The sequence below is a fragment of the Rossellomorea aquimaris TF-12 genome (assembly GCF_001648555.1).
GTDB classification, from domain to species: domain Bacteria; phylum Bacillota; class Bacilli; order Bacillales; family Bacillaceae_B; genus Rossellomorea; species Rossellomorea aquimaris.
Genome location: NZ_LQXM01000029.1, coordinates 135,964 through 159,122 on the forward strand (window position 1 = coordinate 135,964; position 23,159 = coordinate 159,122).

At 35.1% G+C, this 23,159-nt stretch carries 24 protein-coding genes; 23 read left to right on the forward strand and 1 reads right to left on the reverse strand.

What is annotated here, in order from left to right:
• The first annotated feature begins 30 nt into the window (after positions 1 to 30).
• The 23 genes from IQI_RS14195 to IQI_RS14295 all read left to right on the forward strand — a co-directional run bounded on the left by IQI_RS14195 (position 31) and on the right by IQI_RS14295 (position 20,196).
• Positions 31 to 522: a hypothetical protein gene (locus tag IQI_RS14195; RefSeq protein ID WP_064093309.1), complete on the forward strand. Its 492-nt coding sequence runs from the start codon at positions 31 to 33 to the stop codon at positions 520 to 522.
• A gap of 132 nt (positions 523 to 654) precedes the next feature.
• Entirely contained in the window at positions 655 to 852 is a 198-nt protein-coding gene (locus tag IQI_RS14200; protein WP_064093310.1) for a hypothetical protein, read from the forward strand.
• 171 nt (positions 853 to 1,023) lie between these two features.
• Positions 1,024 to 2,064: a fatty acid desaturase gene (locus IQI_RS14205; protein ID WP_064093311.1), complete on the forward strand. Its 1,041-nt coding sequence runs from the start codon at positions 1,024 to 1,026 to the stop codon at positions 2,062 to 2,064.
• Between the two features lie 116 nt (positions 2,065 to 2,180).
• A complete protein-coding gene (locus IQI_RS14210; protein WP_064093877.1) occupies positions 2,181 to 3,317 on the forward strand; it encodes a sensor histidine kinase in 1,137 nt (378 codons plus the stop codon).
• Entirely contained in the window at positions 3,314 to 3,913 is a 600-nt protein-coding gene (locus IQI_RS14215; protein ID WP_064093312.1) for a response regulator transcription factor, read from the forward strand. Before IQI_RS14210 ends, IQI_RS14215 begins: the two co-directional genes overlap by 4 nt.
• Before the next feature lie 198 nt (positions 3,914 to 4,111).
• Positions 4,112 to 5,494 carry an L-cystine transporter gene (locus tag IQI_RS14220; protein ID WP_064093313.1) on the forward strand — a complete coding sequence of 461 codons (1,383 nt, stop codon included), beginning with the start codon at positions 4,112 to 4,114 and terminating at the stop codon, positions 5,492 to 5,494.
• A gap of 322 nt (positions 5,495 to 5,816) precedes the next feature.
• Positions 5,817 to 7,379 (forward strand): fatty acid--CoA ligase, encoded by a 1,563-nt coding sequence (locus IQI_RS14225; protein WP_064093314.1) that lies wholly within the window; start codon positions 5,817 to 5,819, stop codon positions 7,377 to 7,379.
• A gap of 256 nt (positions 7,380 to 7,635) precedes the next feature.
• Complete coding sequence (locus IQI_RS20900) at positions 7,636 to 7,806, forward strand: hypothetical protein (RefSeq protein ID WP_197489756.1); 171 nt, start codon at positions 7,636 to 7,638, stop codon at positions 7,804 to 7,806.
• A gap of 281 nt (positions 7,807 to 8,087) precedes the next feature.
• Entirely contained in the window at positions 8,088 to 8,543 is a 456-nt protein-coding gene (locus tag IQI_RS14230) for a hypothetical protein (protein WP_064093315.1), read from the forward strand.
• 438 nt (positions 8,544 to 8,981) lie between these two features.
• The gene (locus tag IQI_RS14235; RefSeq protein ID WP_064093316.1) at positions 8,982 to 10,115 is read left to right on the forward strand and encodes a serine hydrolase domain-containing protein; all 1,134 of its coding nucleotides are present in this window, start codon (positions 8,982 to 8,984) and stop codon (positions 10,113 to 10,115) included.
• Between the two features lie 131 nt (positions 10,116 to 10,246).
• Positions 10,247 to 10,651: a nuclear transport factor 2 family protein gene (locus IQI_RS14240; RefSeq protein WP_156509916.1), complete on the forward strand. Its 405-nt coding sequence runs from the start codon at positions 10,247 to 10,249 to the stop codon at positions 10,649 to 10,651.
• Between the two features lie 299 nt (positions 10,652 to 10,950).
• Positions 10,951 to 11,082, forward strand: a complete 132-nt coding sequence (locus IQI_RS21200) for a hypothetical protein (protein WP_268874498.1) — start codon at positions 10,951 to 10,953, stop codon at positions 11,080 to 11,082.
• Positions 11,083 to 11,165: 83 nt separating this feature from the next.
• Positions 11,166 to 11,351 carry a hypothetical protein gene (locus IQI_RS14245; RefSeq protein ID WP_064093318.1) on the forward strand — a complete coding sequence of 62 codons (186 nt, stop codon included), beginning with the start codon at positions 11,166 to 11,168 and terminating at the stop codon, positions 11,349 to 11,351.
• A 224-nt stretch (positions 11,352 to 11,575) separates the two neighbouring features.
• Positions 11,576 to 11,995, forward strand: coding sequence for a GNAT family N-acetyltransferase (locus IQI_RS14250; RefSeq protein ID WP_064093319.1), 420 nt, complete (start codon positions 11,576 to 11,578; stop codon positions 11,993 to 11,995).
• Between the two features lie 123 nt (positions 11,996 to 12,118).
• Positions 12,119 to 12,988, forward strand: a complete 870-nt coding sequence (locus IQI_RS14255) for an SDR family oxidoreductase (protein WP_064093320.1) — start codon at positions 12,119 to 12,121, stop codon at positions 12,986 to 12,988.
• Positions 12,989 to 13,141: 153 nt separating this feature from the next.
• Positions 13,142 to 13,573 carry an NUDIX hydrolase gene (locus tag IQI_RS14260; RefSeq protein ID WP_064093321.1) on the forward strand — a complete coding sequence of 144 codons (432 nt, stop codon included), beginning with the start codon at positions 13,142 to 13,144 and terminating at the stop codon, positions 13,571 to 13,573.
• A gap of 193 nt (positions 13,574 to 13,766) precedes the next feature.
• Entirely contained in the window at positions 13,767 to 14,573 is an 807-nt protein-coding gene (locus IQI_RS14265) for a phosphotransferase family protein (RefSeq protein ID WP_328585747.1), read from the forward strand.
• A 50-nt stretch (positions 14,574 to 14,623) separates the two neighbouring features.
• The gene (locus tag IQI_RS14270; protein WP_231893430.1) at positions 14,624 to 15,043 is read left to right on the forward strand and encodes a DUF4181 domain-containing protein; all 420 of its coding nucleotides are present in this window, start codon (positions 14,624 to 14,626) and stop codon (positions 15,041 to 15,043) included.
• A 43-nt stretch (positions 15,044 to 15,086) separates the two neighbouring features.
• The gene (locus tag IQI_RS14275; RefSeq protein ID WP_064093323.1) at positions 15,087 to 15,620 is read left to right on the forward strand and encodes a GrpB family protein; all 534 of its coding nucleotides are present in this window, start codon (positions 15,087 to 15,089) and stop codon (positions 15,618 to 15,620) included.
• Positions 15,621 to 15,840: 220 nt separating this feature from the next.
• Positions 15,841 to 16,338 (forward strand): RNA polymerase sigma factor, encoded by a 498-nt coding sequence (locus IQI_RS14280; RefSeq protein ID WP_064093324.1) that lies wholly within the window; start codon positions 15,841 to 15,843, stop codon positions 16,336 to 16,338.
• Complete coding sequence (locus IQI_RS14285; RefSeq protein WP_064093325.1) at positions 16,338 to 17,846, forward strand: zf-HC2 domain-containing protein; 1,509 nt, start codon at positions 16,338 to 16,340, stop codon at positions 17,844 to 17,846. The genes IQI_RS14280 and IQI_RS14285 overlap by 1 nt, the downstream gene beginning before the upstream one ends.
• 251 nt (positions 17,847 to 18,097) lie before the next feature.
• Positions 18,098 to 18,850: a ribonuclease H family protein gene (locus IQI_RS14290; RefSeq protein WP_064093326.1), complete on the forward strand. Its 753-nt coding sequence runs from the start codon at positions 18,098 to 18,100 to the stop codon at positions 18,848 to 18,850.
• 176 nt (positions 18,851 to 19,026) lie between these two features.
• Complete coding sequence (locus IQI_RS14295; RefSeq protein ID WP_064093327.1) at positions 19,027 to 20,196, forward strand: glycoside hydrolase family 18 protein; 1,170 nt, start codon at positions 19,027 to 19,029, stop codon at positions 20,194 to 20,196.
• A 249-nt stretch (positions 20,197 to 20,445) separates the two neighbouring features.
• Here the strand turns inward: IQI_RS14295 and IQI_RS14300 are convergent, their stop codons facing one another.
• Positions 20,446 to 22,566, reverse strand: a complete 2,121-nt coding sequence (locus IQI_RS14300; RefSeq protein ID WP_064093328.1) for a diguanylate cyclase — start codon at positions 22,564 to 22,566, stop codon at positions 20,446 to 20,448.
• Positions 22,567 to 23,159 lie beyond the last annotated feature (593 nt).

Consider the following 23,159-nt stretch of genomic DNA (forward strand, 5'->3'; position numbering starts at 1 on the left):
ATAAGAAAACGAATATAGAGGGTGTTTTTTATGAAAGAATTATTCTTTTCAGATAATTTTTTCTCAGCAGGGAAAACAGACATTTATAATGGTCAAAAAGAGATTGTCGGAGAATTGGATTTGCAGAGTGCACTTTCTTCAAGTCTTCAAGTGTTAGACGCTGAAGGTAGGAAAATGGTCGGTGGGAAATTCACTTTTTTCGGAAATAAGTGGATCATTAGCAATGAAGAGAGTGAAGAACTTGGATATTTAAAGATGAACCTTTCTTTCTTTACGAAGAAGTATCAGTATATAACCAATCATCGAGGGAATTACTCGATTGAATCGGAGATGTTTTCCAAACAATATGACATCTATGATGAAGTTAAAAACATAATAGCAACCTTTCACAAAGTTAGCGGCTTTTTTTCAACACCAGCTTTTCAATTACTGAATCATTCTCACAGCTTATCTTCTTTTGAATTAATTGGAATTGTAATGGGAATTAACGCCATTCAAAAAGCGAATAATGGAAGTGGTTAAATGAAGACCTTGGCTTAACGCTAAGGTCTTTTTTAGTGAGAATATACCAATAATTCGGTGATAGTATATGCTATACTTAAGTTAGCAATATGCTAGCAGATGATATCACTTTGATAAAGGAGGTCTCAAAACGTGTCTAAATCAGGAAGAATTCAACTTAATGTAAGGATTGATCATGAAACTTCAAAAAAATTGGATGAAATTGTAGACTACTATCAAAAAAATACAAAAATTGGTAGGGTGTACAAAGGAGACGTCCTTTCTGACATTATTCATAAGTCATATGAAATTATGGAAAAGCAAAAAGCGATCCAAAGCAGAAAGTATTAAAATTAAATTTTCAGTAAAATTAATTCTATAAATAATTTAAGGGCATTTCTTCCATTATATGAAGAGATGCTTTTTTAATGGAGTAAATTTTCTTCCCAAGCAACAAAGCTTTGAATTCAATTTTTATCGTTTATTTATCCAATTAGAAATCAAAATGAAGGGGTAACTGGTATGTCTACACTAAAACATTTACGGAATCAAATCGCATCCTATGAAAAATCTAATTTAAAAAGCAGTATTTGGCAGATCATCAATACCCTAGGACCATTCGTTTTTCTATGGTTTCTCGCCTACAAAAGCCTTTGGATATCATATTTTCTAACTCTCGCCATTTGCATGATTGCGGCAGCGTTTTTAATACGTACTTTCATAATTTTTCATGATTGCTGTCATCAATCCTTTTTTACTAATAAAAAAGCAAATGTCATTTTAGGTACAATAACAGGTGTATTAACATTAGTTCCCTTTGAGCAGTGGAAACACAGTCACTCCATTCATCATGCGACCAGTGGGAATTTGGATAAACGGGGTACTGGAGATGTTTGGGCGATGACCGTAAATGAATACAAGGAAGCTTCATCCATCACAAAGTTCTTGTATCGTTTATATCGAAATCCCTTTGTTATGTTTGTCTTGGGGCCCATATATATTTTTTTAATCGCTTATCGATTTAACACGAAGAATGCTCGTAAAAAAGAGCGAATGAATACATATCTGACAAACTTCTTGATTGTTGGACTGGTTGGGATTTTATGTTTAGTAATTAGGTGGAAAAACTTCTTGCTCATTCAAGGTCCTATTTTTCTAATTTCAGGATCTCTTGGGATTTGGCTATTCTATGTTCAACATCAATTTGAAGATTCCTATTTTGAGCCACAGAAAGAATGGAAATATATCAAAGCTGCCTTAGAAGGAAGTTCTTATTATAAGCTTCCAAAGATTCTTCAGTGGATAACCGGTAATATTGGATTTCATCATATTCACCATTTAAGTCCAAGAGTTCCCAATTATTATCTTGAAGATGTGTATAAAAATCATGCACCTTTACAAAAAGTTCCTACAATCACCCTCAGTACCAGTCTAGAATCACTAAAGTTCCGTCTTTGGAACGAAGAAAGTAAGACTTTTGTTAGTTTCAATGATGCGAAACGATTAGAAAGAGAAAAAAGTAAGGAAACAGAGCTCACTTCTCCATTAAAAACTGAATCTTAATAAACGAAGCGTATGAGGGGTGAGTGCCCTTATACGCTTTTTTGTAAGATTTTCAACAAATTATGTGATAAAATAATGAAAAAGTTAAGTCTGAAAATGAGGGTTTTATTTTGCAAATGCCAAAGAAATTTATCAATATTCAAAGGAATTCAGGAATATCTCCATATATCTGGAGTATCATCAGCATCTTGCCTTTTTATTTTATTTTCCAATCTTCTTCAACTATAGAAATTATTGTGGGGATTTCATTAACGATTCTATTTTTCATATCGCTACGCTTAGCTTTTCTTTCTAAAGAATGGCCGGTGTATTTATGGACATCTATACTAATTGCTATATCCATCACCATGACCATTCAGTTTGACTTTATATATTTTGCCTTTTATATTGCCTACTATAATGGAAATATAAAAAATCGCATTGCTTTCTTAACTCTTTATATCATTCATTTAGTGTTAACTACCGCTTCCATTAATTTTAATTTCGTCATTCAAGATGATTTATTTATGTCTCAGCTTCCCTTCATTTTAATTATTTGGATTAGTGTTATTCTTCTTCCATTTAATATTTATAATCGTAATAAACAGGGACAATTGGAGGAGCAATTAGAAGATGCAAACAAGCGAATTTCTGAGTTAGTAAAGCAAGAAGAGCGTCAAAGAATTGCCAGGGACCTACATGATACTCTAGGGCAGAAATTATCCCTTATTGGTTTAAAGAGTGATTTGGCAAGAAAATTAGTCTATAAAGATCCAGAACAAGCTAGAAATGAATTGAAAGATGTCCAACAAACGGCACGAACTGCTTTAAGTGAAGTAAGAACCATGGTTTCTCAAATGCGTGGGATTCGTTTAAAAGATGAGATTGTTCGCATAGAGCAATTATTGAAAGCAGCGGAAATTGAATTCATTACTGATAAAGAAGTAACTTTACCATATGCATCCCTGTTTTTAGAAAATATTTTAAGTATGTGTTTGAAAGAAGCCGTTACGAATGTGGTCAAGCATAGCCAAGCATCCTTTTGCAAAATATCCATCGATGAATCCGATAAAGAAATGACTATTATGGTAAAGGATGACGGGGTTGGGTTAGTAGATGATTATAAAAATTCGAGGGGCAGTGGACTCATCGGAATGAGAGAGCGATTAGAGTTTGTAAATGGAAGCCTCGATATTCAGTCTGATGAGGGTACAACACTGATCATGAGAGTTCCTAAAGTAATAAAACAAATGGATGGGGAGGGAATGAAATGATTTCTATTGTCATTGCCGAAGATCAAGGGATGTTACTAGGTGCACTAGGATCCCTGTTAAGCTTAGAAGATGATATGGAAGTAGTTGGAAAGGCGAGTAATGGGGAGGAAGCAGTTGCCCTTGTAGAACGCCTAAAACCTGATATTTGTATAATGGATATTGAAATGCCTAAAAAGACAGGACTAGAAGCAGCTGAAGAGATTAAGGGGAGAGGCTGTAAAGTAATCATTCTTACGACGTTTGCCCGCTCTGGCTATTTTCAACGTGCGTTAAAAGCAGGGGTAAAAGGATATTTGTTAAAAGATAGTCCAAGTGATGAATTAGCCAGTTCCATTCGGTTAGTTATGGATGGAAAGCGGATATATGCACCAGAGCTAATGGATGATGTTTACAGCGAATCGAACCCTTTAACTGAACGGGAAAGAGAAGTATTAGAACTTGTGGCCGATGGAATGAATACGAAGGAAATTGCCGATGAGTTAAGCCTCAAAACAGGAACCGTTCGAAACTACATTTCAACGATTTTAGATAAATTAGAAGTGAAAAACCGAATCGAAGCCATCACACAATCAAAAGAAAAGGGATGGTTTAAATAAAAGAGGATGTCTCCATTTGATCACTTGGGGACATCCTTTTTTGTCCCTTCCTTCTATTTTGACAACACCATAACAGTTATACTCTTAAAATATAAAAGAATTACTCTTTCAATCTACATATCTTTGTACACTTCATCATAATATACAGTAGACCTCGGTCTACTTTGCTTGAACACCAAAGAAAAGGGAGGGGAAAAAATGAACGTTTGGTTTGTCCTTTTAAACATTTTGATTTTTCTTGTACTCATTGGTGTCTTACTTATTTTGCAAAGAAAGAATGTTTCGTTTTCAAAGCGTGTTTTTGTTGCCTTAGGGTTGGGGATATTGTTTGGTCTGGGTCTTCAGTGGATTTACTCAGCAACAGATGAAAGCTTAGTCCAGTCAATAGAATGGTATAACATCGTGGGAACCGGTTATATTAAACTACTGCAAATGATTGTTATGCCGTTAGTTTTTGTTTCTATATTATCAGCTTTTACAAAATTAAGGAGATCACATAACTTAGGCAAGATTTCAGTCCTTATTATTGGCTTACTTGTTGGTACCACTGCTATCGCTGCAGCAGTTGGGATTGCCACAACATTAGGATTTGACTTAGAAGCCATACAAATAGAACAAGGGGATGCAGAGATTTCCCGTGGTGTGCAGTTAGAAGAACGTGCTGGAGCCCTTGAAGGCCAGAGCTATCCACAGAAGATTCTAGAATTACTTCCTGCCAATCCGTTTTTAGACTTTACAGGTGAAAGGGCTACCTCCACCATTGCAGTCGTTATTTTTGCAGCATTTATTGGCATTGCTTATTTGGGGGTACAGCGAAAAGAGCCTGAGGCAGCCGAGTTTTTTAAGAAAATTGTTGATGCTATTTATGCTGTAGTGATGAGGATTGTTACACTTGTTCTCCGTCTTACACCTTATGGAGTTTTAGCTATTATGGCAAAGACCGTTGCTCTCAGTAACTTTGATGCAATCATGAAACTGGGAGAATTTGTTGGTGCATCATATATTGCTCTTATCATAATGTTTGCTATCCACTTAATCATGCTTACCATTGCTGGATTAAACCCAGTTACGTATATAAAGAAAGTATTCCCAGTACTAGCCTTTGCATTTACATCTAGATCCAGCGCAGGAACGCTACCTCTTAACATTCATACTCAAACCAAGAAGTTAGGTGTTTCTGAAGGAATTGCTAATTTTTCAGGATCCTTTGGTTTATCAATAGGTCAAAATGGCTGTGCAGGAGTTTATCCAGCTATGCTTGCTGTCATGATTGCCCCAACTGTCGGAATTAACCCATTATCACCTTCTTTTATTCTGACGTTGATACTAGTTGTAGCCATTAGTTCCTTTGGAGTGGCGGGAGTCGGAGGAGGAGCTACCTTTGCTGCTATCCTCGTCCTTTCAGCTATGGATCTACCTGTTGCTTTAGCAGGGTTATTAATCTCAGTAGAACCACTTATTGATATGGGGCGAACGGCAGTTAATGTAAGTGGAGCTATGACATCAGGAATAATCACAAGTAAAGTGACTGGTGAATTGGACTCTGAAACGTATGATGGGGAACAGGAAGTAGAGGCATAATGAGCTTCAAAAGTAGATGGAAAATAGAATGATAGAAAAAGATAATATTATTTGGGAAGAGGCATTCGCAGTCACCTACTCTCTTGGTTAATTGAAGAGGGTAGGTGTATTCTTTCGTTTCAGCACCCTTGGGTGGAAAGTAAGCGAAATTCCTACTAATCAAGCTCCAAAAAAAAATTAATACGTAAATAAGAATGTAAACTTCAGAATTATCAGATAATTAAAAGGAGAAATGTAGTTCTTTCTAGAACATAATTAAATAGAGTTTAAAAATATTATGTTCACAATGTAAAGATAAAGTGACAAACCAAGGAGGAAAGATATGTACGCTACTACTGGAACAATATTTGATCAAACGGTAGAGAAATTTCGAAACAAAGAAGCTATATATGAAGAAAAAACTGGTAGACGTTTGACATATGGACAGTGGCAACAGGAGGTTCATCGAACAGGCAATGCTTTGATTGCTGCAGGAGTGAAAAAAGGTGACCGGGTTTCTACTTATCTGTTCAATACGTTAGAGTTGGCTACTCTTTATTTTGCTTGTGGAAAAATTGGGGCTGTTTTAAATCCTATTAACTTCAGATTAAAGGCAAAAGAAGTTGCTTATATTCTTCATGACGCGCAACCTAAGGTAGTTGTATCTGAAGAAGATTTATCAGAACAATTACAAAATATTGCTAGTGAATTTCCTCATATGATGTTCTGGTTTATTGGAGAGAATCGCCCTTCTTTTGGAGCAAATTTTAACGAAAAGATCCGTGAATATTCAACTGAATTACCTTCAATCGAAGTGAATGAAAATGACAGCTATGCCATTATGTATACGAGTGGGACAACAGGTAGACCAAAGGGAGTATTACACCGTCATCGAGATGTAGCCGAGCAAAGCTTAATTTGCTTATCCGTAATGAGTATACATCCAAATGATGTAGGTTTGGTAACAGCTCCCATGTTCCACTGTGCAGAGCTCCATTGTTGTTTTTTACCTCGGGTACAGGCTGGTGCTAAAAATGTGATTCTTCATCAATTTCAACCTCAAAAAGTATTATCAACAATTGAACAAGAAAATGTGACAACCTTTTTTGCAGCTCCTACTATGTGGAATATGATTTTGCAAGAGGGAGTTGAGAAATATAATACATCGTCCTTACGTGTAGGGTTGTATGGTGCAGCACCTATGCCTCCTGTTCTTGTAAAGGAGATTGACGAAAAATTGGCAATCGATTTAATACAAGCGTATGGTCAGACTGAAATGGGACCTGCCGTTACATTCCTCCTTCAGGATGAACAAATATCAAAGGCTGGTTCTGCTGGAAGAGCGGCATATAATCATGAAATCCGTGTAGTGAAACCAAATGAATACGGTCCATCTGATCCAGGTGATATTTGCCAACCGGGTGAAGTTGGAGAAATTATTGTTCGTGGTTCCTGTACGATGGAAGGGTATTTCAAACGAGAAGAAGAAACGAAAAGAGCTTTGTATAAAGGCTGGTATCATTCAAGTGATTTAGGGTATTTAGATGAAGATGGATATTTATATATTGCAGACAGAGTGAACGACATGGTTATATCTGGAGGGGAAAACATCTATCCCCGTGAAGTAGAAGATGCCCTGCACGCTCATAAAGATGTAGTAGACGTTGCAGTATTGGGTGAGCCTAGTGAAAAATGGGGGGAACAAGTGATTGCTGTTATTGTGTCCAAAACGTCATCCCTCACAGCAATAGAATTGGACTCATTCTTAAAACAAGGAGAGTTGTTAGCGGATTATAAGCGTCCAAAAGAGTATTATTTCGTAAACGAGCTTCCTCGAAATGCGAGTGGTAAAATTCAGAAATTCTTAATCAGAGAAGATTTAAAAGAAAAAAGACAGAGGGTATAATGAATGAAATTAAGTTTCTGATATTAAGTAAGTGAAATTTGCTATTGGATAGAAATTGAATGAATTTCTATAGTAAAGGGATCAATCAATAAGATAGAATCCCTTTTTTAGAGAAACAGTAAGCAATAGTAAAGTTTCATTTAAGATTCTTTCCAGCAAATTTGCATACCTTTCACTCATATTAGACAATATCGAATAATTTGTAGATAAATGGAAAGTATAAGTAATAGATAAAGATAATGAAGGAGGAATGAAAATGGAAACAAGTATGAGCGTGGATGAAGTGATGAACCAAATTGCCCAATTGATGGAAAAAGAAGGTCAACCCCTTCGTAAGAAACAAGTAAAAAAATCCAATCCAGAACTAATGAAAAATGCTTTGTACTATTTTCCAAATTGGGAATCCGCAATTGAACAAAGCAGTTAAATTTCATTGTACATAATGAAGGAGTCACTTTAAAAGAATTGAACATGCATGAATGAAGAAACCTCAAAAATTCCCTGGTAAGAAAGGGAGGATTTTTGAGGTTTTTTGTTGTCAATTTTAATTTTAATAGAGGACATTCTTTAAATAATCAAAGAATAACTTAGTAATAGAGTCAATCAAAATGAGTGATAAAAAATGAAGTGGAATGTTAACAGTATTTAAAGAGGGCGACACATGTTTTTCACATAGATAATCCTGCACTACGAATGGGAGAGATCGTGATGGATCTATTTAATAAAGCGAAAAGCGAAGTGGAGAAGATGAAAGAAGAGGTTGGGATTCCTCTCTCCATTTCATCTTACATGTTAAATGAAATCATCAAAAAAACAGACAAGATAAAAGAGACAAAAGTTCGAATTGCCAGAGGGTATATCATTATCACGGGAAAAGCTGAAATTGAAAAAATGTTTATTAAGAAAGAAATCTCCTTTCTTATTAAGTTAAAGCCTATACTAATGAAAAATAGGGAAATACAGTTCGAAATAATAAAATTCAAACCAATCAATCTAAATTTTCTAAACAGCTATATTTTTAATCAATCACCTCATATTCACTACCAACATATGAATATTTTTATTGATTTTAATAGTTGGGATATTGTGAAGAAGGTTCCAATTGGCAATATTAAAAAATACGAATTAAAAGAAGGGGAAATTATAATTACTTTAGGGATATAAATAATTGATTATAGAAAGATAAGTGAACGAAACCGTCAAAAAGTTTCGTTCTTTTCAATTGAAACTCAATGACCATTTTAAAAAAACTAGTTAAGTTCTGTTTTGGTTGTAATAAATGCATTACGATTTCAACATGCTTAGCTTAGTGTAGAAAAGATAATGAATCGGTGGATTCCATTGGTCTATTTTGATTGTGCCTTGTGTTTAGGTGGTGATAATCTAACATTCTTTTTAATTTAATAAGATTGCATTACGTCTTTTTTTTTGAAATAATTGGAATAATCGTATGAATAGGAGTTTTTTAAGAAGGAGTAAAGAATGATAAGCAATAAAAATCCAAATGGATAAACATTTCAGAATCATAGCATATCTGTTTATAAAACTTAAACAAGAGTTACGACTAACTGTAATAACAGTTACATAGAAAAGGAGACATTAATGAAACAATGGACTGACCAAATAAAACAAATAACAGAATATATTAATGAAATGATGAAAAGTCACCAGGGAGTTGGATTAAGCGTTGCCATCGTGAAAGACTCGGATTTTATCTATTCTAATGGCTTTGGATCTTCTCAAACCCATCCTGTAAACCAGCCTATGGATGGAAATACTTTGATGAGCATTCAAAGTGTATCTAAGAATTTTATGGCACTTTCGATTATGCAGCTTGTTGAAAAGAACCTGCTTTCATTAGATGATTACGTTGTAGATTATTTGCCATACTTCCGAACAAAAAATAAACTACATAGTGATACGATTACGATTCGGCACTTGTTATCACATACGGCAGGATTTTCTTCTAACTTAGGAATTGCCAATATGATTGCTCCAAATGTTAGAGAAATTTTTTCAGATACACCGACAGAATATCAAGAAGCATTAAATTATTATAATCTAACTGAAGAAGAGACTAGTAGAATCCAAACTCGAGAGGATATAACGAAGTGGTTTGGAAAGGTAGAGTTGGAGTATCCAGTAGGGAAGGGATGGAATTATTGTACAGATTCGTATGTAATCCTTGCCGACTTATTTGAAAAAGTGTCCGGTTACAAGTGGGAAACTTATCTAAATGATGAAATCCTGACTCCATTGAACATGAATCGAACAACAAGTTATTCACGTATAGTTGAAGAAGATAAGAATAGTGCAAGGTATTATTTAGGCAAGGATAAAATAGAAACGCCTTTTCCGAAAAACCAAATTTCTGCTCCAATTGGTTATTTATACTCTACGGCCAATGATTTAGGGGAATATTTACGATTTCATTTAAACAAGGAACAAAATATCTTAAGCTCAGATTTAATTGAAGAAATGCAAAATTCCATTCATTTAGTTAGTGAAGAGTGGCGATTTGGAAGTAAAGTTAGAAGCTACGGACTCGCATGGTTTATAGACAAATATCGAGGATTTAGAATTGTCGAACATGGAGGAGGGCAAATGGCTGTAAGATCACTGATGACAATGGTACCTGAACTGAATCTGGGTGTGGTGGTTTTATTGAATTTCGACGGGACTTTGCATCATGATATTTGTGATAAGGTTATAGATGTTTTTATAGACTCCCATTGATAAATAGTATTTTTTAGTAAGTTATTCCTAAAATGTTGTTTAACAATCAAGTGCGAATTAAAACATTCTATTGTAAATTGAATGACATTCGCATACACCTTGAAACTCCTTTAAAATATATATAAGGAAGGATGATTGAAATGAGAGAAAAAGATTTTAGTAGTGCAATTACTTTAAAAGAAAGAGCAGTGTCGTTTCTACAACTGGTAGCAGCCGGAAATGTACGCGAAGCATTCCAAAGATATACGGTTCCTGAATTTTACCACCACAATCCCTACTTTCGTGGAGATGCAGAATCACTTATGACAGCAATGGAAGAGAACGCAGCAGAGAACCCTAACAAGATTTTTGAGGTCAAACACGCTTTAGAAGAGGGAGAAATCGTTGCAATTCACTCCCTAGTGAAACAGAATAAAGAGGATATTGGAGCGGTTGTTGTTCACATCTGTCGTTTCCAAGATGAACGCATTGTTGAAATGTGGGATGTAGGTCAACCTATACCGGAGAATTCTCCTAATGAGAATGGTGTTTTTTAAATTCATAATATAATCTGATTGAGTGCGTGCCCCCTAAAGCGTTAAAGCTTCACGTGGGTTAGGCACTTTTTTCGGAATTTCGTATGTAGAAAGATTAATGTAGTGAAATTAGGACATTGAGAGCTTAATATATTTCATAAGCAACTGGTAGCAGGTCTATCCCTTCTTGTGGCCATCAAGTATAACCTAAATTAAGACTTTGGGGATTTTGAAGGTTAAAAGGGAATAAGATAAAAGGTTTGAAACTTCTTTTCCTTACTGCCGTATGTATTTGAAGGATAAAGTTCTAGGGGGAAGTAATGAGTTATTTTGAAAGGGTTAAAGAAATTCAGCAACTTCAGTGGGAGTTATTTATCGATTATTGGTATGTACAAATGGGTCTTCTTTTATTGGGAATAGCTTTACTTGTAGTTTGGGTTATAAAGAAATAAGTTTTTGGATTTCTCTTTAATCGATATCGGATTGTTGTGGAAGGAAGAGCCCCCATTAATAAATTTATCCTTGGAGGATTATTATGATAGTACTATTACTTATTGTTTTTAATGGGTTTATTGGATTTTTATTTATTCAATATTTAATAGACGCAATAAAAAGTGATGACAAAGAAGAATTTAAGACAAAAAAACTTAATGCTAGTATAAATTTTGTTTTATGGTCATTCACAACGATCTTTTTGATTGTCTTAGGAATAAGTGGATGAAAAAATAATAAGCTAATGAGAGCTCATCCAGAACTAGAAAAGCTTCTTTTTTGGCTCTTCTTTTTTATCGCCTGCCCCTTTAAAGAGAGAATTTTATAGCGGAAATCAATTACTATTTGTTTCTCTGAAGAGCCTTTTATTATGACAATTCCCTAACGTCAAATACATACATTTGAAATGATTGGAACTATTCCAACAGGTAATATCCTTGAGGAGGATTCTAAATGGAAATGAATTTAAGAGACAACCAGAAAGTAATTGTTCTTCCTTTCGAGGATAGGTACTTTAGCAAAATACAACAATTAAATAAAGAAGAAGGATGGACAAATTTAGTAGAAAATAATCTTAATACACTGAATGCATGGAGAAATTCTAATGTAGCATTAGTTGTAGTAAGGGAAGATGGTGAAATTATTGGCTATATTAGAGGCTTTACAGATGCCCATATAAGTTTATTTATTTGCGAAATGTTAGTTGATAAAAACTATCGTGGATATGGGATAGGAAAACAATTAATAACATACGTACACAATCTATATCCCAAAACAAGGATTGAAATGCTAGCCAATCGTTCATCTCGTACCTTTTATGAAAGACAAGGTTTTCGTGGTTTTTATGGTTTTAGGAAAACTCTAGGAGAATAATAAGAAAGTTCTCAATTAATAGGTTCGGGTACTATTGCTTAAGATTAATATATTGAAGCTTTATAGGTTTTCAATTAGAAATTGTTTCAAATGAAATTTAAGGTATTGTTGGAGGTGGTTAATATGGGAGCTTTAAAAGGAAAAATTGCCGTTGTCGCAGGTGGAACCAGAGGAGCAGGGAGAGGGATTTCTGTGAAATTAGGAGAAGCTGGAGCAACCGTTTATGTTACGGGAAGAACAACAAGAAAGAGTCAATCTCCAATGGGAAGGAAGGAAACAATAGAAGAGACAGCTGAACTAGTAACAAAGGCAGGTGGAATTGGGATACCTGTAAAGGTCGATCATACAGTTGAAGCAGAAGTCATCGGATTGTTTGATAAAATAAGAAAGGAAAATGGAAGACTCGATATTTTAGTTAATGATGTCTGGGGTGGAGATCCTCTTACAGAATGGGGTCTGCCGATTGGTGAACACAATTTACATAAGGGACTTCAAATGCAAAAACAGGCAGTAGAATCACATATCATGACTGCTCATTATAGTATACCGTTATTCAAAGAAAATAATGGTGGTCTTATTATTGAAATAACCGACGGAGTCGACTATAAGCCGAGAGGTAATTTTTACTATAGCCTAGCAAAAATTTCGAATATACATATCGCCCAAGCTATGGCAGAAGATCTAAAGGATAGTCGTATTACTTCTCTTGCTGTAACACCAGGATTTTTAAGGTCAGAAGCAATGCTAGAACTGTTTGGGGTTACAGAGGAAAACTGGAAAGAGGGGGCAAAAGTGGATCCTCACTTTATTGCATCTGAATCTCCTTATTACATAGGTGAAGCCATTCGTTGTTTAGCTTCGGATCCAGAAATATTTAATAAGACTGGAGGAGTATATAGTACCTGGGAACTATCGGAATTATACGGGTTTAAGGATATTGACGGTACACAACCCCACTGGGGAAATTACTTTAAAGAGAATGTTAAGGTGTAATTCTCAGTCATCTTCAATTAAGGGAGCTTATCCGGAACAGGTAAGCTTCTTTTTTACGGAAAATAGTTATTGAGTTCGTTAAAGTTATTTGAAATAATTGGAATTAAGAAACAGACAGTTTGTAAAAGAATTTAATAGAAAAGAGGAAGTCAAATGGAGCAAAGCACACAAAATGTTTATACCCCACCAAAACATATCGTATCAGCAGCTACTATTGTCATCAATGATCAAAATGAGATTTTATTGATTAAGAGTCCTAGAAATGGTTGGGAAATGCCGGGTGGACAGGTGGAGGAAGGTGAGTCTTTGAAGGACGGTGCCATTCGAGAAACCAAAGAAGAGTCAGGTATTGATGTTGAAATATTGAAATTCTGTGGGATTTTTCAAAACGTAAGCCAATCAATCTGCAACACGTTGTTCTTAGCAAAACCGGTTGGTGGAGAATTTGCAACCTCCTCTGAAAGTGTAGAAGTCGGATATTTTTCTATTGAAGAGGCCTTAGATATGGTAACGTTTAATAATTTCAGGGAAAGAATAGAATATTGCTTGAATGAAAAGACTCACCCTTTTTATATAGAATTTTAATCGTTTGAATATACCCTTCTTTATCATTGAGAATAAACACCTTTTAACAAAGGAGAATCCTTTTGAAACATTTAGAACAAAGATTGGTAAATAAAGATTTGAGCTTCTCAAAAAGGAGATCCTTAGCGGTACTCATGCAGGAAACATTTATAAAATTGAAGTTCTGGATGTAGATAATCAAAGTTTCAATTTAATATATAAAGAATTTGCAGCTGATCGAAAGAATGAAATGGAGATTTATACGAAGTTACATCACTTAATTAAGCCATTTAGTAAAGTGATTTCAGTCTGGGATTCTTCTCCACAAGCGATTCTCATGAATGATTTAAAATCAACACTAAAAGAAGATATTAGATATCAATCCGAAAAGGATAAGAGAACTCTTATTAAAAAAGTATTAAGGAGGTTAGCAGTTTTACATAGTACAAGTTTTAGTGAGACTGCTATAGATTTACCAAATTACCAAATAACCTCTCAATGGCACGAATGGTGTTCAGACCAATTGATTCGGCTATGCTCAAGAAATCATTGGGCAAATTCAAATTGGATTAAGGTAATAGATTATGCTTACGACCAATTAGATTTAACAAATTATAAGCAAAGTAGCCCTCAAGTCCTAACTCATGAAGACCCCCATTTTGAAAACATTTTTTATCGGGATGAGTGGGTTTGGTTTATTGATTGGGAGTGGGCAGCTATCGCTTCACCATTAAGAGACATAACGATACTTTGTCAAGATTTATATGATATAGGTTTAATTCAATTCGTAAGGGAATCTTATCAGGAAATTCTAAAGAATAACAAACTCCATATTCCTAGCGTAGATTACCTGCGAGATTTTAATTACCTATACATTCACCATACAACCATGATGTTAGCATGGGAAATCGAAAAGTATTTTCAAGGCCATACCACCGAAGAGCAGGTTCAAGTAATGATCAATTTTAAGATTAGAGAAATTAAAAGGATAACTAATGAAACATTAATTTTTTACCATTGAAAACAAGATGCTAATAATAGTGAATTTACAAGAAAAGAAGTGTGACAGCTGTGGATTATATTTTGATAAAAATGATTCTGTTATTATCTTTTTATTGGTTAATAATATATTTGTTTAATAGCGTAATGAGAAAGTGGCTTAATGTTGAAAAGAAGAAATGGTTTTCATATAACCATTTGAATGAAAAGCATAAGAAATTAGATTGGATGATTAGAATTACTTTTCTTCTTCTCCTCCTTATTAGCTTTTTTTATAATGTCACCCAAGATCCATTTGATAGAATCTGGTATTTAGAAACACATATCCTTCTTTTTGTATTCATTATTGCATCTGAAACGGTTAGAGCTGTTATGGAGAAGAGATATGCCGATAATAGAAATGATTATAAATTTACGATTTCTCAGTTAGCTTTTATTGCACTGTCGATCCTTCTATTTTATACAACTAATTTTTTTGGATTGTTAAATTAACAATAATTTCTGACAGAATTATCAACTTTAAGGTGGAGGATGAATGACTCTTTCGGGAATAGTCATAGCAGAGTTCGATGAGGAATGGACTGTGAAATTTCAATTAATAAAGCAAGTCTTAAACAGCTCATTAAATGATTTAATTATTGGCATTGAGCACGTAGGTAGTACTTCAGTACAAGGGCTTGGGGGAAAACCAATATTGGATATAGACATTGTAATAGAAAATTATGATGGTTTCCCTCAAGTTGTTAAAGAGCTGGAACTAATAGGCTACTATCACCAAAAAGAATGGAGCTTTCAAGGTAGAGAGGCATTCGGGAGAAAGGATAACACTACTCCTTGGGATGGGAAAGGTACACAGTGGGTGGAACATCACCTTTACGTCTGTAACAAATACAGTAAAGAACTTGCAAGACACATAGCCTTTAGAGATTATTTGCGAAGTAATCCACAAGCAATCAGTGAGTATGAAACAATAAAAATGAAATTAGTAAATACAGCAAAAGAAAGGACTTCTTATACTGAAGGTAAAAGTGAATTTATAAATAATGTATTACGTAAATTAATGGATTAATACAAGGTTACTTTTCTCTTACTGATTAAAGGGGAACGGTTATTTTTTTCCTGAAATCAAATTGTCGATTCTTCACTGATTAGTTCACGGCAAGTAATTTCCATGTGTGATGTATTACCTACTTAGGCCATTAAAGGCTTCTTTTTTTGTTCAAAAAAATTTTTATTGTAACTTTTGATTAAGTAAAGAGTCATTAATTATTGAGGGAGAGGGGGATGAAATGGCGGATCCGTTCAGTCAATTGTACGAAACGTATAAAAAGGATATTTTCTCATACTTATTAAAAAACACCAGAAACCCCCATATAGCAGAAGAATTGACTCATGATACATTCACTAAAGCCTTCAAATCACTTAAGAAATTCCGTGGGGAAAGCTCTTTGAAAAGTTGGTTGTTTACGATTGCCAGGAATACATATTTAAGCTATTACAAGAAAAATTCAACAAGGTTTGAATTAAGCCATGAACTTATTGATGAGCAATGGATGGGTAAGGGCGATGATTATAAGTCATTAGAGGAACAAGATAGTATTTCAGCCATTTTATCAAAGCTCTCTGAAAAGGAAAGAACGTTTCTCCTGCTAAGAGATCAACAGGGGATGTCGTATAGGGAAATTGCAAAAATAACAGACGACACAGAAGGGGCAGTTAAGGTCGGGATTTATAGAGCGAGGAAGAAGTTCAGAGAAAAATATAATAAAGAGTTTGGAGGTGTGTGATGTTGAAATATTCATGTGAACTTGTTCAGGATCTATATCCACTTTACGAAGCTGGTGATCTCAGCCCTTCGGTAAAAGAAGAAGTAGAAAAGCATTTACAAGAATGTGAAAAATGCAAATCAATTTATATGTCGGGTATAGGATTTAATGATGGTATTTCATTAAACGAAATAGAGTCCACAATTCCTGAATCTTTGGATAACCGCATACGTTTATCGATGAAGTTGAGAAGGATGAGAATTTACCTTATGGTACTAATTAGCGTACTCGTATTAATCATTGTGAATGTATATCAAAATCATCGCTATGAAGTGTCTTCTGCGTATCAAAATGTATACAGCGGAGCTGAAGAACTTAATCATATCATTCATTCTGTTCCTGAAACGTCCGTGGAAGAGCTGAGTTTCTTAAAAGACATGTATTCTGAAGGAATGTATGAAGGAGTCGGGAAATTAACCGATTCCTTGAATTGGTTTGAAGAAATAAAGCTTAAAGGTTCCACTTTATTTATTGAACAACAATCCTTTTATACAACACTGGATAACCTGTATTTAAGGAAAACGGATGGTAGATGGGATGATGTCGACCAAAAGACACATGACTTATTGATTCAATATGCGGAAGAATATATGCATGAAGTGGAAGAAGACTACGAGAAGTTTAACCACGGTTCCAGGTCCTATTTTGAAACTGTAGATGTGGAGGGCCTTAGTAGTCCCTTAGAAGAAATCAACGGGATTACTTACACTTACAATCGGTTTCACAAGCTACCATCTCAAGTTCAACCATTAGAAGAGAATGAATTGAAAAAGAGGATTGCCTTTGTAACTCAAGCTGATATTGAAGATGTAGCTTTAGAAAAGGGTCAAGAATATAGTTATAGATTTAATGTGAAGAATAAGAGTATAAGTGGAGAGGTGGATGCCTTTTCAGGTTATCCGACAGATTTAGATTACATTACTTCTCCACAAACAGAGGGGGAGCTTTTAAAAGTTGATCAGGTTCAAGAGAAAGTAACCCCATTACTAAAGAGGATTTATGGGAAAGAAAGGCAGTTTTTCGTCGAATACCTCGGTGAAAATGTGAACTATTCTAGTAACATTGATGATAAGTACTACACATTTGGATTTATGCCTATGTTTAAATCATTGCCTGTATACGCGTTTTCTGACAATACTAACATGATATATTTCGATGCAAGATCTGGAGAATTTATGATGATGAATAGTCTTGATGTTATACCGTTATCGTTAAATTTTGATACAAATGTTATCGGAAATATTTCACCAGAAGACGGTTTAAAGGAATTAAACAAAAAAGTAGAGATTGAAGATAAAAAGCTGGCAGAAAAACGACAATATACATTTATGGATACATTTGTGATCTATTCTTCAACCTCAGGCGGACTTGTCCCTGTTCATGCTTATGGACTAAGTGATCATGATTGGACTTGGAGGTATATCAATATCGAAACTGGGAAAGAAGAGCTACTCTATTTTGAACACTGAATTCTTTATTGAACAGTGAAAACAATACGTTATTTGAAGTAAAACTGTATAATAATAAATTAAGAGGTTTTGACGTGATGTCGAAACCTTTTTTTGGTATTTTGGAGGAATTTTACATTAATTGTCGAAATATTTACTAGTTGTCGGATGATTTATATTTATTTAAGATTTTTGGAATGTATGAAAGTAATTTACCACTAAATGAAACTATTTTGGATAAATATCTACTAGGATAAAAAGGTTGGTGTAGAATGATAGAATATTTTATAGATGGATCAACTAAAAACAACATGATTGGTGCAGGGGTTGTAAAGGTCAATGAATTCGGCTTTATTGAAAAGTACCACTTCAATGTAGAGCACCAAAAGCCTTCTTCACATATTGCTGAGGGCTACTCTCTTGAAAAAGCTTTAGAAATGATATTGGAGAAAGATGTAGATAGCAATGAATTAATTAATATTTACACTGATAATCAAAATTTACATCGCGCATTGGTATATAACGAAAACACAGATTTCAATAGTAGTGATTTTTTTGCTAAGCAAGTGACCAATAATTATTATCATCATTTAAGAAAATTATACTTAAAATTAATTTCAAGATACACCAATTCACCAATTTATCATTGTAATAAAACAAAAGAATCTAGACCGAAAATCAAAATATATTTTAAAGATTCACTCGAAGATAAGAGGTATTTACAGGATGCTCATCTCTTAAGCAGGGAGTATATAAATGAAGAAGTGAATTCCCTGAATGCACAATTAAAAGCAATTAGAAAAAACAATAAGTGGTATATACATAAAGATAATAAAGGTGTTATTGCTGTAAACAAAAGACCATTAATTGCTTTATCAATGGCATTAGAAACGATTGATAACAATATTAAAGATATTAAGTTGTGTGAAAAACTACAAACACTTATCAAAACTACTAATAAAAATAAACTTTCCAGTGGTTCAATGAAATCAGCAGTAAAAATAATAGAAAAGCATATTAATTAAGTGTGAATTTATTTATATTCTCATACAATCCGTACCAATGTTAGCTCTGGTACGGTTTTTATTTAACCAATTTCATTGTATGAACGGTTATGGAATGTAAGCAATAAATTACCACCGCCTGACCTCCACCTTATTTGTTACAATTTATATGGTATTATTACGGAGGTTAGTGATAAATGAAGAAAAAAGTTCAGATTCTATTTATGATTTCTATCATCTTTGTAGGCGGTTTTACAGCAGGAACTTTATTTGCAAAAAATAGTGCTAACTATGAGTCTGCAAAAATGGTAAAAACTGCAGAACAATCAACTAAAAAACCTTTTCAAAAAAACTTTCCTGAATTATCAGAAGCCCCATCAAAGGTGCTGATTGGCTACGTCCAGGATTATCGTGATCCAGATGCTATTGATTATTCAAAATTAACACATGTTATCTTTTCCTTTGTCCATCCTGAAAAAGATGGAAGTCTTTCTTTTAATGGTGAGGCTGCGTCAAGTAATTTGCGACGTATGGTTTCCAATGCACAGAAACATGATGCAAAAGCGTTTTTGGCAGTAGGAGGTTGGTTCCATATAAATGGTGGGGAATCCTATGAATATTTTAAATCAGCTATAGAAAGCCTATCTTCTAGGGAAAAGCTTGTGAAAGAGCTTGTTAGCGTAGCTGAAAGGGAAAATCTTGATGGAATTGATGTTGATTTTGAGCATCCCCGTTCTAAGAAAGATGCCCAGTATCTTGCCGCTTTTATAAATGATTTGAGTAATAAGCTTCATGCTGCGAATAAAGAGCTTTCAGTTGCGGTTCATTCGAAGATTCATAGTGTTACAGGCACTGTGACTGACTTTGTCGTTTACGATCCTTCCATGTTTAAGCAAGTAGATTTTGTTAATATCATGGCTTATGACGGACAGTGGGATGGCGGTTATAACGCGGCAAACTTATCCCCGTTTCCTTTTACAAAGAAAATTGTAAACTATTGGTCGTATCTCTTTGATGCTCATAGTATTTCAAGAGATAAACTGGTACTTGGAGTTCCCTTATATGGGCAGCCTGAAAATCCAGCAATTAAGCAGGTGTCCTATGAAGCTATAATTAATAACCGAAATCCGGAATATGCAGTCAAAGACAAGATAAGTATGAATGGTACAACATACTACTATAATGGTGAAGAAACGATGGAAAAGAAAACAAAACTGGCTTTAACCAACAGATTTGGAGGTATGATGATCTGGGAGGTTGGCCTGGATGCAAAAGGACCTTACAGCCTTTCAGGAGCGATTGCTCAAGCACTTGATAACGCAAAAACAAAACCTGAAAAGTACTATTCAGTTAAAAGTTCTGATTAACTGTTTGGCCTGACCATATTATCTTGTATCCCCTCCTTTTTTGTGAATTTGGAAAAAGGGGGGATAAATAATTGTTACATTAAGAAAATCAAGGTGATTCATACGGAGTCACCTCAGGTTGAGAAAAGCCGGTAATCTTCGAGATTACTGGCTTTGTTGTTGGAGAGACTGAGCTGAAACGATGTAATTGTATTATAAGGAGATTTGGGGCAAAAGGGACGGGTACATAAAAGGAGTCTCTTTTCCTTATTAACACACCGCCACCTGATTCCGTCCATTTCGTTTCGCTCTATACAGTTGCTCATCTGCTAACTGAATCATCTCGTCAATCGTGAGTAAGCTGAATGGGTGGCTGCTATAGAACCCAATACTCACCGTTAAATAAATGGAAGCTCCGCTATCAAGATGTAAACCTTCACGTCGAAATGCTTCTAGTAAGAGATCGGCCCATTCCAAAGCGTGGTCTTGATTGGTTTTTTCTAAGAATACGATGAATTCTTCTCCGCCGAATCGTCCCACAATTCCTAATCCCATTAGGACCTTCTTGATGAGATTTCCTGCAAACACAATTGCCTGGTCTCCGATTAAATGACCATATGTATCATTGATTCTCTTAAAGTGATCGATATCAATCAACAAGAGAGAAGCGGGTTCGCTCTCTATATACAACTCGGTTGCTTTCTCCAGGAAGTATCTCCGGTTTAACATTTTCGTTAAGTGATCATGCATAGCAGAACTCTTGAGCGATTGGAAGTCGTCTTTCTGAACGATTAATGCTGTGAACTGTTCAATGAATGCTGGGAGGAAGCTTTCCATTAATGAAAGATCGGCTTCTTCCAGAGGACTCCAGATTACGAACCTTCCAGTGTGTGATTGACATGAAATGGGGACAGTTAACGTAGAATCGTCCAGGATGTTAAAACCTGGAGAGCACCCATCCTGTATAGAGACATACTGCTCTACATAGAACTTCTCTAATTCGGCTGGCAAATTCACGCTCGAAATCACTCTCCACTTGTTGCCATCCTTAGATAGGTAAAAGCCTTTCTCAAAATGGGTGATTTCCATCAAACACGTTATCCCTTGTTTTGATAATGGTTCCAGCTCGTCCATGACTGACATCTGTTTGAAAGCATTTTGCAGCAGGGTTTGGGCATAATATTTTTTGGTTTCATGCTCTTTTTCCTTTCTCATCCTCTTGATTTTATCAGCCAGACCGAGAGAAAGCACCAATACTTCTACTACGGCTCCTACCTTAGGAGCAAATAATGTCAGGTTCGTTAGGGGAACTATTTTGAAAGCTGCCAAAATGTTGAGAAGAACTCCTATAAAGAGGAGAGCCCAAGCCGAAAGATAGAACTTTGCTTCTCTTGTTCTTAGTCTGACCTTAATGGCAATCGCTATCAGAAATAGTACGAATATCGTAGCCATGACAGTGCTGATCATGGTCATCGTACCAATCTTGAGGAAAAAGGGAAGAACCAAGCATAGTGCACAAAGCGTATTAAAGATTGTGACAATCTTATTGAGAACTGGAGCATTTATTTTTAGCTGTAAGAAATATTTTGCGAATAGAAGAGCGAACAGGGATGACCATATGATAAAGAAGGAATTCGATCTAAGGGCCCACCAGGGAAAATTCCCCCACACAAACTGAAAGGCAACTCCATCCCAGATTGCCTGCATCATCGTAAATCCAGACACAAATAGTATGTAATATAGGTAGCTTTTCTCCTTAAGAGAGAAGAACAAGAACGTATTATAAATTATCATGGCAAACATGATACCGTAGAAGATGCCGAGGATCGATTGATTCATATAATTGGCTTCCGAGAATGCAATAGGTTCCCAGAGAGATACTGGTGCTTGAAAGAAACTATCGGTCTCAATTTTCAAAAAATGGGCCGTGGAAGCTTTCGGCTGAAGATGCAGTGTGAAAACTAGATTACGATGTTTGTAGTTTCTTATATCAAATGGATAGCGATAACCGATTGTATCCTCTTCCACAAGTCGATCATCCTTGAGTGTGTACAATGTCACCGAGCTTAGGTGGGGCTTCTTGATTTCAAGGAGAAGCTTTCTTGAATCAACAGAGGCATTGGTCAGATCCATTTTCAGCCAATAGATTGTACCTGAGATATCGCCTGATGGATTCGTATTGGATAATGGAACAAATTCATAACTCTTTTGTAGGATTTGTTCTTCGGTTAACCCATCCTGATCGAAAAACACCTCTAACCTGTTGGACAGATCCAATTCTTCCATGTTTTCAGGAATGATGATCTTGTCCTTTGCATTTGCAGGAAGAACTGGTGCAAATATCATGGTAATAGTAACTGCTAAGAATAGCAGGGTAGTGTATTTTTTCATAAAAAAGCTCCTAATTTTACTTAATACTGTATGATTATAGCACAGACTTTTTATGAGAAAATTGAAAAAAGGAGAAAAAAATAATAAATTCACAAACTTTATTCCAAGGCTGATTGAAATGTTCCGTCATGATAGATAAAAAAACACCCATCCGATTCCGGATGGGTACATCAATACTCTTTATTACTTAATATTCTCGTCTGCATTTATGACAATTGCACTTATGTTGATGATGCTGAATCTTTTGATGGCAGCCACAGTGGTGTTCACGCTTTTTAAAGCATCCGCAATCACTATGATGGTGAGTTTTTTTATGACATCCACAGTCATGTTTGTCCTTAATTTTAAAGCATCTCACTTCTGCATCAGATTCTCTTCTTCCTTGTTTACCGCAATCTTCATAATCGCATGAACAGTGGGCGAACATCAAGTTGTCCCAAAAACGAAAACGTCGATGATGATCTGTTCTATCTCTTTCACACCAATTAAAAAATGGGAACCACATTTTAAATCCCCCAATCTTCTATAAAATTGTCGAAGGTAAACCTCGACTCTCTATATACTATGTAGCTTTGTCCAAGTCGATTGGGCAG

Coding starts and splice junctions, on each gene's coding strand:
- IQI_RS14195 (WP_064093309.1), top strand. CDS start 31: ATGAAAGAATTATTCTTTTCAGATAATTTTTTCTCAGCAGGGAAAACA.
- IQI_RS14205 (WP_064093311.1), top strand. CDS start 1,024: ATGTCTACACTAAAACATTTACGGAATCAAATCGCATCCTATGAAAAA.
- IQI_RS14210 (WP_064093877.1), top strand. CDS start 2,181: ATGCCAAAGAAATTTATCAATATTCAAAGGAATTCAGGAATATCTCCA.
- IQI_RS14215 (WP_064093312.1), top strand. CDS start 3,314: ATGATTTCTATTGTCATTGCCGAAGATCAAGGGATGTTACTAGGTGCA.
- IQI_RS14220 (WP_064093313.1), top strand. CDS start 4,112: ATGAACGTTTGGTTTGTCCTTTTAAACATTTTGATTTTTCTTGTACTC.
- IQI_RS14225 (WP_064093314.1), top strand. CDS start 5,817: ATGTACGCTACTACTGGAACAATATTTGATCAAACGGTAGAGAAATTT.
- IQI_RS20900 (WP_197489756.1), top strand. CDS start 7,636: ATGGAAACAAGTATGAGCGTGGATGAAGTGATGAACCAAATTGCCCAA.
- IQI_RS14230 (WP_064093315.1), top strand. CDS start 8,088: ATGGATCTATTTAATAAAGCGAAAAGCGAAGTGGAGAAGATGAAAGAA.
- IQI_RS14235 (WP_064093316.1), top strand. CDS start 8,982: ATGAAACAATGGACTGACCAAATAAAACAAATAACAGAATATATTAAT.
- IQI_RS14240 (WP_156509916.1), top strand. CDS start 10,247: ATGATTGAAATGAGAGAAAAAGATTTTAGTAGTGCAATTACTTTAAAA.
- IQI_RS21200 (WP_268874498.1), top strand. CDS start 10,951: ATGAGTTATTTTGAAAGGGTTAAAGAAATTCAGCAACTTCAGTGGGAG.
- IQI_RS14245 (WP_064093318.1), top strand. CDS start 11,166: ATGATAGTACTATTACTTATTGTTTTTAATGGGTTTATTGGATTTTTA.
- IQI_RS14250 (WP_064093319.1), top strand. CDS start 11,576: ATGGAAATGAATTTAAGAGACAACCAGAAAGTAATTGTTCTTCCTTTC.
- IQI_RS14255 (WP_064093320.1), top strand. CDS start 12,119: ATGGGAGCTTTAAAAGGAAAAATTGCCGTTGTCGCAGGTGGAACCAGA.
- IQI_RS14260 (WP_064093321.1), top strand. CDS start 13,142: ATGGAGCAAAGCACACAAAATGTTTATACCCCACCAAAACATATCGTA.
- IQI_RS14275 (WP_064093323.1), top strand. CDS start 15,087: ATGACTCTTTCGGGAATAGTCATAGCAGAGTTCGATGAGGAATGGACT.
- IQI_RS14280 (WP_064093324.1), top strand. CDS start 15,841: ATGGCGGATCCGTTCAGTCAATTGTACGAAACGTATAAAAAGGATATT.
- IQI_RS14285 (WP_064093325.1), top strand. CDS start 16,338: ATGTTGAAATATTCATGTGAACTTGTTCAGGATCTATATCCACTTTAC.
- IQI_RS14290 (WP_064093326.1), top strand. CDS start 18,098: ATGATAGAATATTTTATAGATGGATCAACTAAAAACAACATGATTGGT.
- IQI_RS14295 (WP_064093327.1), top strand. CDS start 19,027: ATGAAGAAAAAAGTTCAGATTCTATTTATGATTTCTATCATCTTTGTA.
- IQI_RS14300 (WP_064093328.1), bottom strand. CDS start 22,566: ATGAAAAAATACACTACCCTGCTATTCTTAGCAGTTACTATTACCATG.